We start from the raw sequence: 15,680 nt of genomic DNA, 5'->3' as shown, positions 1-15,680 counted from the left end.
GAAGATTAAAAGGATTTTTAGCTGCTCGAGAAAATCTAATTCAACTATTTGAAGAAAGATATTAATTTATTTACACAAAATACTTGACATTACAATATCTTAAAGTTTTTCAGCTAAATAATACTGAATTAAAGGAGATAAATAACTAATAGTGAATATATTAAATAAGAGAAGATTGATATTAAAGATTGTCCTATAAAATCTAAACTCAAAATTTAAGGAGTGAATAATAAAATGAAAGTATTATTTATTGGTGGAACAGGAACTATCAGTCAGGCAGTATCAGAACTGGCAGTTAAAAAAGGTATCGATTTATATTTATTTAACCGCGGTAATAATAACCATCTGACTCCAGCAGAAGCAAAAATAATTGAAGGGAATATTCGTAATCAAGAAGAAGCAAAGGAAAAATTAAAAGATCACAGTTTTGATGCTGTGGTTGACTGGGTTGCTTTTACCCCAGAACATGTAAAAAATGATATTGAAATTTTTAGAGGCAAAACCGATCAGTACATCTTTATCAGCTCAGCTTCGGCCTATCAAAAACCCCAGACCAGTTATTTAATTGACGAATCAACTCCTCTGGCCAATCCCTACTGGGAATATTCTCAAAATAAAATTGCCTGTGAAAATATTTTAATGGCTGAATACAGAAAAAATAATTTCCCAATCACCATTGTCAGACCATCTCATACTTATGGAAAAACCTCAATCCCGGCAGCATTAAACAGCCATCAGGCTCCCTGGTCTATAGTTGATAGAATGCGCAGGGGTAAAAAAATACTGGTTCATGGAGATGGCAGTTCTCTCTGGACAATGACCCACAACAGTGATTTTGCAAAAGCTTTTGTTGGCCTGCTGTCTAATACGCAGGCTCTTGGTCATGCCTTCCAGATTACTTCTGATGAAACTTTAAATTGGAATCAGATATTTAGAGAAATTGCCAGAGCAGCTGGAGCTAAAGATCTTGAACTGGTCCATGTTGCTTCGGAGAAAATTGCTGAATATGATCCAAAATACAGAGGTTCTCTGCTGGGAGACAAAGCTGTAAGTGTTGTATTTGATAACTCTAAGATCAAACGTTTTGTGCCTGAATTTAAGGCAACAGTACCTTTTGCCCGGGGAATTAAGAAATCGATTCAATGGTTTGATGCCCATCCTGAAGAACAAAAGGTTGATCAGGAGTGGAATAAACTAATGGATAAAATCATTGCTGAAAATGGGAGGTAGAAATGCTCAAAAATAAGCTGATTCAAGAGCTGGAAAACTATTTTGCAGAAGATAAAGAGAGAATTAATCATGCTTTAAGAGTTACCAGTTTTGCAGAAAAATTAATAGATATCTTTAAGGAAAAATATCCTGATAAAGATATCAATGAACAGGTAATCATTTATTCTGCTGTGCTCCATGATATAGGTATTAAAAATGCAGAACTTAAATATGACAGCAGTGCCGGTCATTATCAGGAAATTGAGGGTCCACCTGTAGCCAGGGAAATTATGGAATCTTTAAATATTGATTTTGAGATGATGGACGAAATTGCAGAAATTATAGCTCATCATCATACCCCGGGTAAGGTTAGCAGCAACAATTTCAAATTGCTATATGATGCTGACTGGCTGGTAAATCTGCCGGAATTTTATGATTTAAAAATAAAAAGCAACTCTGAAAAAGAAAAATTAATTGAAAAAGTTTTTCTCTGTGAGATAGGAAAAGAATTAGCCAGAAAAGAATTTTTGGATACCAATTAAATAGACTTTAATTTAAAGCCCCTAAAACTTAGATTATTCTAAAAAATTCAGAATAACAAAAAACGGCCCCGGGAAAGGGCCGTTTTTTTCGCAAATATTAATTTAATAAGGAGATATTTGCTTTTACTATCATCTAATATTCTATTCGTATTACTTTATTTAAATATTATCCTTCTGGAGGTTAGCCCATTAAGAAATTGGGTAACCAGAGGGTTAAACCAGGGACAAAGGATAATAGTAATACCATAATTACAAGCACTGCATAAAATGGCATCAGTGATTTTGCTATTTTTTCTATAGGAGCATTACCAATTGAACAACCTACAAACAAGGTTGAACCAACTGGAGGAGTTAATAAACCTACTCCCAGGTTAAGCATCATGACAACTCCAAAGGTAATTGGATCCATACCAATACTTCTTACTACTGGTAATAAAATAGGTGTTGCAATTAAGATCAGTGGTGCCATATCCATAATTGTACCCAGGAATAATAAAATCAGGTTAACAATTAACATGATAATAATCGGATTCTCCGATAAATTTAATAGTGTCTCTGTAATCATTCCCGGAACTTGTAAATAGGACATCATCCAGGCAAAGGCACTTGAAGTAGCAATTATTGCGATAACCATTGCCAGAGTACTGAGTGAATTTCTTAGAATATCAACAAATTTTGAAATAGGTATATCTCTATAAACAAAAAATGTAATTATAAAAGCATAGACTGCAGCTACAGCTGCTGATTCAGTAGCTGTAAAAACACCGGTAGTTACACCACCAATAATAATTACTGCTGTAAAAAGCCCAAATAGACTATCTCTTGTTATTTTAAGAGCTTCTTTAAATGAAACCTTCTCTTCTCTTGGGTAATCTCTTTTAACTGCAATTGCATAACTTAAAATCATCAGTGCAATTCCTAAAAGAACTCCAGGAACTATTCCACCTAAAAATAATTTTGCTACTGAAATCCCTCCGCCGGCTGCCAGTGAATAAATAATCATATTATGACTTGGTGGGATAATAATTCCCTGGACAGAAGAAGTAATAGTTACATTAATTGAATAATCTTTATCATAGCCTTTCTGCTCCATCATTGGAATCATAATTGATCCAATTGAGGACACATCCGCTACTGAAGATCCGGATATTCCCCCAAAAAACATACTCGCTAAAATATTTACCATAGCTAAACCACCGCGCATCCAGCCAATAATAACATTAGAAAATCTAATTAAACGATCAGATATTCCACCCTGACCCATAATTTCTCCGGCAATTATAAAGAATGGAATTGCCATTAAGGAAAAAGAATTAATTCCACTTACCATCTGCTGCACAACTACCATCGGTGATAAATCAAGATATAAAGCTGTAAGCATTGTCGAAAGACCGAGACTAAAGGCAATGGGAATTCTGATAAATAACATTAATAAAAAAGAACCTAATAATAAAATGACTGCTGGATCCATTAATTCCCCTCCTCTAAAATCTCATTATCCTCTTCTAGAGCTGACTGATCAACAATAGAAGACTTGTTTTCTAATATACCAAAAAATTGAAAAATTGAATAAATCAAAATAAAAGCTCCTGAAATAGGTAAAGCAATAAACAGCAGTCCTCTGGACCACTGGGTAGCAGGTAAGACAGTTGTTATAGACCTACTAAATAGCTGCCAGCCATATTTAACTAAATACCAGCCAAAAACTCCAACCAGAATATTTTCAATCTTATATATATAACCCTGATATTTTTCAGGAAATAAACTCATAAAAAATTCAATACTTAAATGAACTGACTGTTTAACCCCCAGAGCCATTCCTAAAAATCCAAACCAGATCATCATCAGCAAAGCAACTTCATCTGTCCAGCGAAAAGTGAAATTAATAGTATACCGAGTAAAAACAGTTGTGCTGACAATAATTATCATCACTACTAAAAAAATCATAGCTAAATAACTAATTAATTGCTCAGATAAATTTAGTACTGATTTAATTTTCCCCTCATTCTTTTCTTTTTTCATAAAAGTCACCCTTTTTTAAAAGGTGGAGGTAAAAACCCCCACCTTATTTTAAATATTAATCTTTATTTTAGACTTTATTATTCTTCCATTTCAAAGTTTAAAATACTATCTAATAGATCTTCATAACCTTCACTGTACTTAGGATATAGACCTTTAACTTTGTCCTGGAAAGCCTGCTTCTGTTCAGCATTTAAAGTAGTAATTGTAGCGCCTTCTTCTACAGCTAATTCTTTAGCTTCTTCAGTACGCTTATCCCATGCTTCACGCTGTACTTCAGTAGAATCTACAGCAGCCTGCTTGATAATTTCCTGATCTTCTTCGTCTAACTTATTCCAGGTGATCTCACTCATGATAATTAATTCTGGAATACGGTTATGTGCATCTTCAACAAAATTTGGAGCAACTTCATGGTGACTGTTGTAATACCAACCAGGATAGTTATTTTCACCAGCATCTACTACACCAGTCTGCAGTGCACTGTAAACTTCACCCCAGGCGATAGGAGTAGGTGATGCACCAAGTGCTTCAACCATATCCATCATTAACTGACTTTCCTGAACTCGGATTCTTAATCCTTCTAAATCTTCAGGACTTGTAACTTTAGTATCAGCAGTATAGAAACTACGAGCCCCAGAGTCATACCAGGTTAAACCTACAATACCTGCATCTCTAAGACCATCTAATACTCCTTCTCCAACTTCACTGAATAATACCTGAAACATGTATTCTTCACTGGGATATAAATATGGAAGAGATAAAACATTCATTGCTGGCTCAAAGTTAGCCATTGGAGTAATTGAAGTTCTTACAAAGTCAATAGCACCAAACTGAACCTGTTCGATTGTAGAACTTTCGTCTCCTAAAATTCCACCAGGATAAACTTCGACCTCAATTCTACCATCTGTTCTCTCTTCAACTAAACGAGCAAATTCTTTTGCACCGACAACTGTTGGGTAACCTTCTGGCTGATTATCTGCCAGACGTAAGGTCATTTCCTGAGCTGAAACTGCGAAAGAGAAAATCAAAAGACTAGCTAAAACTAAAACTAAAACTTTTTTCATTAATGTTTCCCCCTTAATTTTTATTCTAAACTTATTGTATCAGTCAAAATACATGAATACTATAGACTAAGTTGTTATCTTATTCATTTCTTTGTTTGTTTTCAGAAAATTAGGCACAAAACTTTAATTATTGGAATTTACCGGGGGAAATACCGGTATATTTTTTAAAAGCTCGACTAAAGTAGTTACGGTCAGAGTAACCAACTTCACCGGCAACAACTTTAATTTTGTCTCCATTTTTTAATCTTTTTTTAGCTTCTTCCATTCTAACCTTGATTAAATAATCTTTATAATTTATTCCTTCAACTTCTTTAAATAGTTTACTTAAATAATATTTACTGAAAGAAATGTAGTCTGCTACATCATCCAGACTAATATCCTCACTGTAATTTTCTCTTATATAATCCTTGACAGTTTCTATAATTTCAACTTTCTTTTCATTTGCATTATTGTGCAGCTCATCAATTAAATTATCAATTAGCTGTTCAAAATAGTTTTTAAGTCCTTCTAAATTATTAATCTGTTTAATTTCATTTTCTAATCTCTGCATTTCTAAAAGAGGCTGCTGTTCATTGTAATATTCCATTAAACGTCGATTTAAAAAGACTAAAAACCTGCGCAAAAAAGATTTTATTTTATTAAAATTACATTTTTCTTCCTGCAGCAGATAGTTATAAATTTCATTAAATTCCTTTTTTGCTGACTCTTTGTTCTTATCAATTATTTTTGCAAAAACCTTCTTTTCATTCTGGTAGGGATAATTATTGATCGAATATTGGGTATCAGGTGTATTATCTTTTGTTTGATTATAAATATCACTAATCTTACTAAAATCAGAGGAAATATTGCTGCTTTTAATATACATTTGCCCGCTGGTATTTTCAGGCTTATTTTTTATTAACTTTTTTACTTCTTGATACTGCTGAGAATTTATTTTAGAATTTAAATTATCATCAATAATTAAAAAGATGCTGTTAATTAAACCATTATAAGAAATAACTCCCGTAAATATTTTTTTTAGTTTCTTTTTTACAGAATTATAAAAGTCATCATTAATCTTAGCATTATCTTCATAATTAACAGTCATAAAAAAGTATTTACTTCCCTTAATACCCAGCATTTTTTTGTGCTCTAAAAAATTATCTAGTGAAGATTGGGTATTATAAACAATATTTAAAATGCTTTCTTTTTCTAAGACAGGTGTTATATTTTTTATTTTTTCGAGCATTCTTTGTTCTTTTTCATTTTCTTTTTTCTGTTCCCTGATTTTTTGAATTGCCTTATCCACTACTTCTTTAAAATCTGCTTCCACATATGGTTTAACCAGATAATCACTGACTCCAATTTTTATTGATTTTCTGGCATAATCAAATTCACTGTGGGCAGTTAAAATTATAATTTCTATTTCAGGCTTTTCTTCTTTTAACCTTGCAGCAGCTTCCAGTCCATCAAGCTTTGGCATTTTAATATCCATTAAAACCAGGTCAACTTTGTTTTCTAAAGCCTGAAAAACCGCTTCCTGACCATTGCTAACTTCTGCCACCACTTTAATTTCCTCTTGATAAAGTTTATTTATAAAGAATTTTATTGCTTTTCTTTCTAAATGCTCATCTTCCGCGATTAATAACCTGATCATTATTGCCTCCTTCAGTTCTTTCTCAAGTAAAAATCTAATTATTATCAGTTTTATCTCCAAGAAGTATTTCTATTATTACTTCAGTTCCTTCATTAATAATAGAATTAATTCTTAATAAATTTTGACCATAATGAAGCTTAAGTCTTTTGATAACATTTAAAATACCTAAACTTTCTCTCTCTTTATTCTTATTAGATTTCTGTTCTTTCTCCTCTAAAATTTCCTTCAATTTTTTGCTTTTTATACCTACTCCATTGTCCTTAACCCGGATTTCTACTTTTTCTTCAAACCTTTCAATCTCAATTAAAACTTTTCCTTCCGAATCAGTATCAGCAAGACCGTGAATAATTGAGTTTTCTACAATAGGTTGAATAATCATTGGCGGAATTTTAATGTTTTCTAATTCACCATCTGTATTAATTTCAAAATCCATCTGTTCTTTAAAGCGTGTTTCCTGAATTGTAAGATAAGCTTTTAAAACCTCAATTTCTTTTTTCAACTCCACCAGCTTCCCCTTATGGTCGAGGTTATAGCGCATAATTTTAGAAATTGCTATAATTAAATTTTGAGTTTCGGCTGCATTTTCAAACATAGCAGTCCTGGAAACCGTATTTAAAGTATTAAATAAAAAATGAGGATCCATCTGCATCTGCAGATTTAAAAGCTGTGATTCTTTTAAAAGCCTTTCTTTTTCTATATTTTCCATTTTCTCCTGATTGAGCTTATTTTCTAGTTCAGATTTTTCTTTGAGTTCTTTAATGTATTTTCTGATGTTTTTCTTCATTAAATTAAAAGTCTGTCCCAGAATATTCAGTTCCCGATAATTAATTTCTTCAATATCTTCAATTTCCCAGTGTCCCAGAGAGAGATAACGGGCTGAAGAAGATAATTTTTCGATTGTATTTAAAATATTATTGGCCATTAAAACAGCAAAAATAAAAACTGCAACACTAATTAAAATCACAACTGCATAAATAGTTTTTGATCTATTTTGCGTATCAACAAGTAGATTAACATAATTGCTGCTGTGATAGGCCAGATAAGAATTAATCAAATTTTGAGTGTGGCTGTTCATATAAGAATATAAGGTGTCAATATCAGTTAATTTTTGATAGGTGCTCTGGTTGAGCACTGTACTATTTAATAAATCAGAGGCCAGTTGATCATGATAACCCAGCATATTACTTAAATTCCTATAAAATGTTTTACTCTTCTGGTCTCGACTAATTTCCGGTTCGATTTCAGACATCAAAGTTTCGATTTCACTTCTTGAATTCTGATAAAGTTCTCTATTTTCTTCATTTCTTTCCTGAAAAAGAAGATCAAAGTGGCGCGAATTCTCAGTAATTTGGAGTGACAGCTGATTAAGTTTAAAATTGACATCCACATTGTTCTGATAGATTTCTATCTCTCGATCACGACGAATAAATGAAAGAAAAAACACTATATTTAAAATAATAATTATAATAATAAAAATGCTGATTATTCTACTTCGAATTGATCTTTTTGGTTTTTTAATGAAATCTATAATTCTGGAAAATATAATTATCACCTCCAGTAAATAAAATTTAGTCTATAATTTTTAGCTGCCATCTTAGAACCAATAATTACTGATTAAAACTAATAATTCCTAAAATTACATTTAGTTCCTGTTTTCTTTTTTTTGCATAAATTGGAGAAACGATGAAGCCAATTTCGGATCAAATTGAGTTCCAGAACATTTTTTTATTTCTTCCAGTGCTTCTGGCCTGGATAAAGGTTTAGAATATGGTCTCTCATGGGTCATCACATCATAAGAGTCCACTATTGATATAATTCTTGCTAAGAGAGGGATTTCCTCTTTATTTAAGCCGGCTGGATAACCAGTTCCATCCCATCTCTCATGATGATGTAATATATATTTTGCAATAGAGGAAAACTCATCTATAGAAATGGCAGTTTGAAAGCCTCTTTTAGTATGATCCTGCATTATCTGCCATTCCTTTTCTGTCAATTTACCAGGCTTTTTTAGTATAGATTCTGAAATAAAAACTTTTCCGATATCATGTAATTTGGCTAAAAGCATTAACTCATTAATCTTTTGATAATCTAAATTAAGATGCATCCCAAATTCTTTTGCTGCTGCTTCTACTCTCATTACATGTTCTTTTGTTTCATTGCTTTTTACATTTAAAGTTTTTAACAAATTACTAACCTGTTTATATTTATAACTTTGATCACTGTTTAATTTATCTTTATTCATATTATTTTCCGCTCTACTTAAAATATCCTCTAGGTTATTCCAATTCTTTTCTGTAGTTGCATAACCCATTCCTAAAGATAACTTGTTGTCCTTTATTTTTATATTGTTTAGTTTTTTTCGAATTCTTGAAATAATACTTTTAGCGGTTTCTCCTGCCGTGTTGGTTAAAATTAGCGAAAATTCGTCTCCACCCATTCTTACTAAAATATCATTTTTCCTTGTGATTGAATTAAATAAATTTGATATTTTTTTAATAACCTGATCCCCGGTGGCAAAGCCATGCTTTTCATTTATTATTTTTAATCCATTAATATCAGCGTAGATTACTGTAATAGGAAGTAAATAATTAATATTAACTTTATCTAAAAAGTTTTCCAGATACTTTTTATTAAACAGCCCTGTCAGACTGTCATGGCTCTCCAAAAAATTAATTTTATTCTCTTTTTTCCATAAAGGGCGTAAATCAATCTGCATCGAAAAAACACACTCCCCCTGACCGGGTAAATTAATACAGGTTTCAAATAAATGCAGATACTGAAATTTATCCCGGGCATCATATATTTCTAAATTTGTTCTGATATCTTCTCCAGCTAAAACTCTTTTAACCCCTTTTTTTACTTTCTCATAATCTCTTTTATTAATTAAAGTTCCATAAATACTATTATTTTCTAAATTTTCTTTATCAAAACCTGAAATTTTACATGCTTCCTTGTTTATTCTGAGTATCTTTCCCTTTTTATCTTTTAAGATCATTCCAACTGGTACTTTCTCAAATATTGCGCGGTACTGCTGTTCTTTCATTTTTAATTGATATTCCAAATTCTTTTGTTTAGTAATATTCTTATATAAAATCAAAATACCATTCCCAAAACTGGTAGCATCCATTTCGAAGTATATATTCTTATCTTCAACCAAATCAGGAGCAAAAGAGTATTCTTCAGAATAAGCTTCCGCTTCCTGGCTTATGATTTTTTTGAAATTTAGCTTCATTAAATTAATTTGTTCCCTGTTAAAAAAGCCTAATTCTTTAGCCTTTTCAATATAATTTTCTCCTAGAAAGTTATATTTATTTTGATAATTATCTATAAAAGCTTCCTTTAATGACTTGTTAAATGCAGTTATCTTTAAATCATTATCTAAAACAATAGCTTTTTGAGATAAAGAATTTATAAAATTTTGAATTTCCACTATTGCCGCCCCCCAAAATATTCTTTTTATATATATTATACTATCATTATTGTATATAATAGTAAATATAGTTTCTTTAAAAAATACTTAGAGGCCCTAGAAAACAACAGCAAAAAACCCTACCTGGCAGGGAAGGGTTTAGTTAACTTTGCCTTTATTTAAATAAATAGTGGTGGGGTTAGGCGGATTTGAACCGCCGGCCTACAGATTAGAAATCTCTTTCACACCACTTTGCTTCTATTTATAACATATTATTCTTACCGATTTATCAAGGTTTTTAGAGGCTTGTTTTTATCAAGATTCACTGATTTTTATATCAGTTCATAAAAAAATGGCTACAAAATGGCTATTTGGGCTATTGTGGATTTTGGTGGGTGCGGTGGCCCGTACACTACCCAATCCACAATTAATTAAATAACCATTATTCAATAATTTTTATAAACTGTCATCTAAATTGATTATTTTATTTTCATCTACCAAATATATCAATTACTTTATCTGCTTTATCACAGTTTTCTAGTTGCTTATTTAAAGCATTAATATAATGTTTAGCTTTTCCCATTACTTTTTCATTTGAACTATCAACATAAGACATTATATCTTCTTCCATTTTTTTTATTCTTTGTCTCATCCGATCATTTGATTCACGGTGGTTTTTAGCTTTGAATTGGCTATTCAATCCATCACCAGTAATTTTAAAATTATGACTTAATTTTTTAAAAGGAAATAACGCTGTTACATTATCATCACTTAAAACAAAACGATTAAACATTTTTTTAACACACGGATCCTCCATAGTTTCAATATAATTACAAATTTCTGAATCTATTTCTACAAATGGCGTCCCTCTTTCTTTTTCATAGGCTCTCTGATAACCCGTACCTAAAAATAAACCTTCTTCTTCATCCGAGCTATTAGTGTGATAAATGTTTCCTTTAAGAATATATCCTCTACACATAATTCCTTTACTTAATAACTCAAAAATAGAACCACAACAATAACTCATTAAATTAATTAAACCTACTGGTGATATCTCACTTGAAACTATAATACAGTCTGAAACACGAGTGATTTTGAAGTCTAAATCATCATTTATATAATTACTTTCAGGACAAATCTCAGGTCCATTTTTTTTATATTTTTCCACATCTTTATCTGAACCGAGACATTTAATTATATTTTTCAATTTTTTTAAAGTTAAACCATTATTATTTTCTACTAATTCAATCTTATGCTTAAAACCTAATATATCAATAAAAGCAATAAACTTCTCTTTTATACCCTCGGTCATTTTCAACATCCTTAAATTAATTATTTATTCATCTCTTCAATACACTCTTTACAAACAGTCCTGCCCTCATACTCAATATTATTGTCCATGCTGCCGCAGAAAATACAGGCCGGCTCATATTTATTTAAAATAATTCTATCACCATCTACAAAAATCTCCATCGGATCCTTCTTATTAATGCCCATAGTCTTACGCAGTTCTTTTGGAATAACTAAACGTCCCAAATCATCAATTTTACGCACAATACCTGTTGATTTCATTAATAATCGTCTCCTTTTGTATTATTATGAATATTTTACCATATATTAGTTGCATATGCAAAAAGAAAAACCAGCACTTGGGCTGGTAAGTTAACTAAAGAATATAATTACTTTTCTTCACTGTCTAGTAATTTATTAATATTTATTGTTGGAATAATCAAAGGTGGAACTTGACTATTTGCTGTAATAGTAGAAACCAGAGAACGTAAATACGGAAACATAATTGCTATAGTATTTCTATTAATTATTATATCTTTGCCTTTAATATCATTTGTAGTTAATTCAAAAAATCCTGTCATTTTTATATATAGATTAAAAGGATAATTATTTTCAATCGGATCATTAAAAATATCTGCCTCTAAAGTTACAATCACTCTATCCAGAGACCCAACTTCTTCAATATAATCTATATCTTTATTGAATTGCATATCAATTTTTACTTTTTCGCTTTCAAAATTTTCATTATCTGTGAATACAAGCTCATCAATCTTATAATTAACAAAATTTAATTGACTTTTTGAGTCATCATTAATTTTTTTTTCCATTAAGCAGCATCTCCAATAAAATCATTATTAAGGTATCCATTAGGAAATTTTTGATATTCACTAGAATAAATATCTTCATTCGCATTTTTAACATTATCTATGCCACATTCAAAATCTTTAGTATATAATTGTATACTAGAAACTGACGTAGATTTAATTTCACCATAACCACTTGCTTCTAAATTTTCTTTAAATTCTTCTTTTGTAATATTATTAAAATGTTCTTTTATTCTTCTAATTCTTTCTTCAGAAGTCATTATAATTCCTCCTTTTAGTTATATATTTTTTTTCTGTTTAAGTAATATATATTATTTTTATAAAATCTATGTTTTGGAAACCATCTATTTAATAAATTATAGTATCTACTAAGTCTACTAAAGTAATCAAATTTTCTTAAATTGTTTATCACAGAAGTATTTTTTATACAAATTTGAGAATGCTTAATTTTACAACCAAATCTTGTTTCGAACATTTTTTTATATTCATCTTTCCTTTCAAATGTTGCTTTTACTAAATCAAATAAACCATCATAAAATAATACATCAAACATATAATTAATTACAACACCATCAACAATCTTATCACTATCAATATCTGGATCTAATTCTCCTTTTTCTATCATTAACTCCTTGGCAGTTTCAAACTCATCTTTATGTTCTATTATATCTAAATTAAACTTACAAGATGAATTAAAATTTAAAGTTGCTTTGATGATTTTATAATTTTCGTCTAAATCAAGCTCATAGATATTATTATATAAAGGATCAAGTTTATTTAAATATAATTCTCTAATCCACCAATAAGCCCAAAAATCCCTTTCAAAGAAATATACACCATCACCCAACCAGTGTCTATCCCCTGTACTAGGTAAAATATTTTGTCCTTCAATTATTGATTGCGCATTAATTTTCAAAGTACCATGATAACAATCTATAGTTTCTACCATACAGACACCCTTCTATATAAAATAGCCGACAAAATATATAATATATTTGTTTTTAATAATTAACTATCAATAATTTATAATTAATTATACCAATTTATTCAAAAAACAAAATATTTAATTAATATTTATACTTGCTTATATTCATTTAGTGCCTATTATAACTAAATTTCGTTATCGAGTCAAAAAATCCTTCTTTTTTGATTATAATTTTTTATAGTACACAAAATTTAACATTCTCATAACATTAAATTACTCATAATTTCTCCAGTTAATGCACTTATCTTTGCAATATTTTTTGGTGAATTGCAACATGTAATGCACGATTTTTTTGATTTCTTTGAAATTACCTGTACCTTCAGTATTTCTAGATGCTAAAACTTAGTTTTTCTCTGAATAATTCATCTGAGTTACCGTAGTCAAACATTTTTCTGGGATAAGTATTTATGAATTCTTGAATCTTTTTTACCAGGGTTCTCTTGATCCCTTTGAAACTTGTGCCTTTAGGTAAGAATCTTCGAATAAACCTATTAGCTACCTCATTTGAGCCCCTCTGCCAGCTGCAATATGCATCACAATAATACTGGCTGGTTCTGGGGATGCTGCTGCCTGTAAAAGATTCTTCTATCCCCTCATAATCTGCAAATTCTGATCCATTGTCTGTGGTTATCGTTTTGAAAGTCTCCCTGAAATTAACTACCCCAAATCGTCTTTCTATTCGATCCAGTCCTTTTATTACTGAGTCAGATTTCTTGTTTGGTATTTTTTCTATGATTTCCTCTCTGGTCTGTCTTTCTGTTAAGACCAGCAAAAAAGGTTCTCCTTTTTCTTTTATTCCTTCTACCAAATCCATCTCCCAGTGTCCGAATTCTTCTCTAGTATCTGCCTCTTCGGGTCTACCTCTAATTGTCCGACCTTCCTTACGCCTGGTGGTACTTGCACTTTCTTCTGGCCTGTCTTTTTCTGTCTTATAGTTACCATGAGGCAGATCATCTCTATCTAAATCTAAGATTTCTTTATCTATATAATTATAGATTGTTTTCCAATGTAATTCCATATCAAACTCATCTGATTCTCTTATGTTTTGAGCTACTGCTGCAGGTGATTTATGAGCTTTAATTCTTTTTTTAATAAATTTAGCAAGCTCATCATTTGTACCAATCTTTAAATTTGGGCCTTTGCCTGTTGCATTATGATCATAGACTTCTTGACCTTTTTCAGGTGAGTATACCTCTATAATTCTCCATTCATAATCTCTTATTTCAATAGTTCCTTTTTTTACTTCTCGGCTCACAGTTGTTCTATCACAATTTAATTCTCTTCCTATTTCTGCAAAGTTTTTATCCTGTTGATTATATAAATGCTCTATTTTTACACGATCTTTATAAGTCAGGTGTTCACCTTTTTCTCTTTTTGTGTTACAATTATTTTGACACATATTCTGTACCCTCCTAATGTTTTTGTGGTTATTAACATTATACAAAAGGTACAGATATGTGTCTATTTTTTTCTAAATTAAACCGTGCATTTAATTATACAATTTATCTAAAATGGCTCAAAGAATATGCTAAAAACAATGTAGCTCATACTACATATAAAGATTATAAGTCAACTATAGTAAACCATCTTATACCCGCTTTAGGAAGGTTAAAATTAAAAAAATTACATGCAAGACATATAATCAAATATTAAAATGACAAGCTCGAAAATGGCCGTTTAAATGGAGAAGGCGGACTTTCTAATAGATCAGTACAGAAACACCATAGATTACTTTCTCAGGCTCTTAAACGGGCTGTATCACCATATGAGTATATAAATAAAAATCCCTGTCAGGGAGTAAAAGCTCCTGCACCTAAACCTCCAGAGATTACTCCTTTAAATCACAGGCAAGCCGCCAAATTACTTGATGCAATTGAATATGATGTCAATTTTTATACCCTGGTATATCTTGATTTGTATACTGGATTGAGACGCGGTGAGCTTTTAGCATTAAAATGGAAGGATATTGACCTGGATAATTTAAGGCTGCATGTTCGAAGATCTACTGAAGTTATTAGAAAAGATGAAAATAATGAAGCAAGTTTAGAATATAATGAACCCAAAACTGAAACGAGTATTAGAACAGTTGATTTTGATAGCGATACAGCTGAAGTTATATCAAACTATAAAGAATATATGGAAGGTTATACTGACTTAGAAGATTTAGTTTTTAGATTAGATAATAAAAAGCCGATGCATCCTGATTATGTAACTCGAAGATTCAGAAGGAAAGCAGATAAGGTCGGTCTAGAAAATGTTCGTTTTCATGATTTAAGACACACTCATGCTACCTGGCTGCTTCAGGCTGATGTTAACCCAAAAGTAGTCCAGGAAAGATTAGGACATCATGATATAACAATTACTCTTAAAATATATTCTCATGTTATTCCATCGATGCAGAAAAATGCAGTAAAAAAGCTTCAAAAACTAAAAAATCAGAAAGCATGGCTACAAAATGGCTACAAAAATGAAAAAAGCCCTACCGATTAGCCGGTGGACTTTGGTTGTCTTTCCTGTTATATCAAGCATTATAAGTGGTGGGGTTAGGCGGATTTGAACCGCCGACCTACAGATTAGGAATCTGTTGCTCTATCCAGCTGAGCTATAACCCCAGTTACTAGATTAGTATATCACCTAAAACTAAAAAAATTCAAGTACCTATTATTATAATTATAAATTTTATTTATCTAATCTGTAGCGAA

Annotated in this window: 16 protein-coding genes and 1 tRNA gene; 4 read left to right on the top strand and 13 right to left on the bottom strand. The window is 30.9% G+C overall.

Annotated elements, in window-relative coordinates; all coding sequences use genetic code 11:
- The first annotated feature begins 234 nt into the window (after positions 1-234).
- Together C7958_RS07470 and C7958_RS07465 are read left to right on the top strand one after the other, a co-directional pair.
- Positions 235-1,230, top strand: coding sequence for an SDR family oxidoreductase (locus C7958_RS07470; RefSeq protein ID WP_111572043.1), 996 nt, complete (start codon positions 235-237; stop codon positions 1,228-1,230).
- Between the two features lie 2 nt (positions 1,231-1,232).
- Complete coding sequence (locus C7958_RS07465) at positions 1,233-1,751, top strand: HD domain-containing protein (protein WP_111572042.1); 519 nt, start codon at positions 1,233-1,235, stop codon at positions 1,749-1,751.
- 181 nt (positions 1,752-1,932) lie between these two features.
- Here C7958_RS07465 and C7958_RS07460 read toward each other — a convergent pair whose 3' ends face one another.
- The 12 genes from C7958_RS07460 to C7958_RS07405 all read right to left on the bottom strand — a co-directional run bounded on the left by C7958_RS07460 (position 1,933) and on the right by C7958_RS07405 (position 14,377).
- Positions 1,933-3,222 (bottom strand): TRAP transporter large permease, encoded by a 1,290-nt coding sequence (locus tag C7958_RS07460; RefSeq protein WP_111572041.1) that lies wholly within the window; start codon positions 3,220-3,222, stop codon positions 1,933-1,935.
- The gene (locus C7958_RS07455; RefSeq protein WP_111572040.1) at positions 3,222-3,773 is read right to left on the bottom strand and encodes a TRAP transporter small permease; all 552 of its coding nucleotides are present in this window, start codon (positions 3,771-3,773) and stop codon (positions 3,222-3,224) included. The genes C7958_RS07460 and C7958_RS07455 overlap by 1 nt, the downstream gene beginning before the upstream one ends.
- Before the next feature lie 77 nt (positions 3,774-3,850).
- On the bottom strand, positions 3,851-4,834 hold the full coding sequence (locus tag C7958_RS07450) for a TRAP transporter substrate-binding protein (protein ID WP_111572039.1): 984 nt from the start codon (positions 4,832-4,834) through the stop codon (positions 3,851-3,853).
- 127 nt (positions 4,835-4,961) lie between these two features.
- Positions 4,962-6,470 (bottom strand): response regulator transcription factor, encoded by a 1,509-nt coding sequence (locus C7958_RS07445; protein WP_111572038.1) that lies wholly within the window; start codon positions 6,468-6,470, stop codon positions 4,962-4,964.
- A 34-nt stretch (positions 6,471-6,504) separates the two neighbouring features.
- The gene (locus tag C7958_RS07440) at positions 6,505-8,022 is read right to left on the bottom strand and encodes a sensor histidine kinase (protein WP_133960279.1); all 1,518 of its coding nucleotides are present in this window, start codon (positions 8,020-8,022) and stop codon (positions 6,505-6,507) included.
- A 90-nt stretch (positions 8,023-8,112) separates the two neighbouring features.
- A complete protein-coding gene (locus C7958_RS07435) occupies positions 8,113-9,900 on the bottom strand; it encodes a sensor domain-containing diguanylate cyclase/phosphohydrolase (RefSeq protein WP_111572036.1) in 1,788 nt (595 codons plus the stop codon).
- Between the two features lie 469 nt (positions 9,901-10,369).
- Positions 10,370-11,191, bottom strand: coding sequence for a hypothetical protein (locus C7958_RS15630; RefSeq protein WP_166668492.1), 822 nt, complete (start codon positions 11,189-11,191; stop codon positions 10,370-10,372).
- A 20-nt stretch (positions 11,192-11,211) separates the two neighbouring features.
- Positions 11,212-11,451 (bottom strand): AbrB/MazE/SpoVT family DNA-binding domain-containing protein, encoded by a 240-nt coding sequence (locus tag C7958_RS07425; RefSeq protein ID WP_111572035.1) that lies wholly within the window; start codon positions 11,449-11,451, stop codon positions 11,212-11,214.
- Between the two features lie 107 nt (positions 11,452-11,558).
- Positions 11,559-11,996: a protein-export chaperone SecB gene (locus C7958_RS07420; protein WP_111572034.1), complete on the bottom strand. Its 438-nt coding sequence runs from the start codon at positions 11,994-11,996 to the stop codon at positions 11,559-11,561.
- Positions 11,996-12,253, bottom strand: a complete 258-nt coding sequence (locus C7958_RS07415) for a hypothetical protein (protein ID WP_111572033.1) — start codon at positions 12,251-12,253, stop codon at positions 11,996-11,998. The genes C7958_RS07420 and C7958_RS07415 overlap by 1 nt, the downstream gene beginning before the upstream one ends.
- Positions 12,254-12,267: 14 nt before the next feature.
- Positions 12,268-12,942: a hypothetical protein gene (locus tag C7958_RS07410; RefSeq protein WP_111572032.1), complete on the bottom strand. Its 675-nt coding sequence runs from the start codon at positions 12,940-12,942 to the stop codon at positions 12,268-12,270.
- 364 nt (positions 12,943-13,306) lie between these two features.
- Entirely contained in the window at positions 13,307-14,377 is a 1,071-nt protein-coding gene (locus C7958_RS07405; RefSeq protein ID WP_111572031.1) for an IS30 family transposase, read from the bottom strand.
- 56 nt (positions 14,378-14,433) lie between these two features.
- Between C7958_RS07405 and C7958_RS16115 the strand changes: the two genes are divergently transcribed.
- Together C7958_RS16115 and C7958_RS07395 are read left to right on the top strand one after the other, a co-directional pair.
- On the top strand, positions 14,434-14,631 hold the full coding sequence (locus C7958_RS16115; RefSeq protein WP_111572030.1) for a hypothetical protein: 198 nt from the start codon (positions 14,434-14,436) through the stop codon (positions 14,629-14,631).
- A gap of 120 nt (positions 14,632-14,751) precedes the next feature.
- Entirely contained in the window at positions 14,752-15,468 is a 717-nt protein-coding gene (locus C7958_RS07395) for a site-specific integrase (protein ID WP_111572029.1), read from the top strand.
- A gap of 45 nt (positions 15,469-15,513) precedes the next feature.
- Here C7958_RS07395 and C7958_RS07390 read toward each other — a convergent pair.
- Positions 15,514-15,590: transfer RNA gene (locus C7958_RS07390), tRNA-Arg, on the bottom strand.
- Between the last annotated feature and the right edge of the window lie 90 nt (positions 15,591-15,680).

It is taken from the genome of Halanaerobium saccharolyticum (genome assembly GCF_003259895.1).
Lineage (GTDB): Bacteria > Bacillota > Halanaerobiia > Halanaerobiales > Halanaerobiaceae > Halanaerobium > Halanaerobium saccharolyticum_A.
Note: the sequence above shows the minus strand (reverse complement) of the source record. Positions and strands in the feature narration are given on the sequence as shown.

Excerpts from the sequence above, each read along its gene's own strand:
- C7958_RS07470 (WP_111572043.1), top strand. The coding sequence starts at position 235 with ATGAAAGTATTATTTATTGGTGGAACAGGAACTATCAGTCAGGCAGTA.
- C7958_RS07465 (WP_111572042.1), top strand. The coding sequence starts at position 1,233 with ATGCTCAAAAATAAGCTGATTCAAGAGCTGGAAAACTATTTTGCAGAA.
- C7958_RS07460 (WP_111572041.1), bottom strand. The coding sequence starts at position 3,222 with ATGGATCCAGCAGTCATTTTATTATTAGGTTCTTTTTTATTAATGTTA.
- C7958_RS07455 (WP_111572040.1), bottom strand. The coding sequence starts at position 3,773 with ATGAAAAAAGAAAAGAATGAGGGGAAAATTAAATCAGTACTAAATTTA.
- C7958_RS07450 (WP_111572039.1), bottom strand. The coding sequence starts at position 4,834 with ATGAAAAAAGTTTTAGTTTTAGTTTTAGCTAGTCTTTTGATTTTCTCT.
- C7958_RS07445 (WP_111572038.1), bottom strand. The coding sequence starts at position 6,470 with ATGATCAGGTTATTAATCGCGGAAGATGAGCATTTAGAAAGAAAAGCA.
- C7958_RS15630 (WP_166668492.1), bottom strand. The coding sequence starts at position 11,191 with ATGACCGAGGGTATAAAAGAGAAGTTTATTGCTTTTATTGATATATTA.
- C7958_RS07425 (WP_111572035.1), bottom strand. The coding sequence starts at position 11,451 with ATGAAATCAACAGGTATTGTGCGTAAAATTGATGATTTGGGACGTTTA.
- C7958_RS07420 (WP_111572034.1), bottom strand. The coding sequence starts at position 11,996 with ATGGAAAAAAAAATTAATGATGACTCAAAAAGTCAATTAAATTTTGTT.
- C7958_RS07415 (WP_111572033.1), bottom strand. The coding sequence starts at position 12,253 with ATGACTTCTGAAGAAAGAATTAGAAGAATAAAAGAACATTTTAATAAT.
- C7958_RS07410 (WP_111572032.1), bottom strand. The coding sequence starts at position 12,942 with ATGGTAGAAACTATAGATTGTTATCATGGTACTTTGAAAATTAATGCG.
- C7958_RS07405 (WP_111572031.1), bottom strand. The coding sequence starts at position 14,377 with ATGTGTCAAAATAATTGTAACACAAAAAGAGAAAAAGGTGAACACCTG.
- C7958_RS16115 (WP_111572030.1), top strand. The coding sequence starts at position 14,434 with ATGTGTCTATTTTTTTCTAAATTAAACCGTGCATTTAATTATACAATT.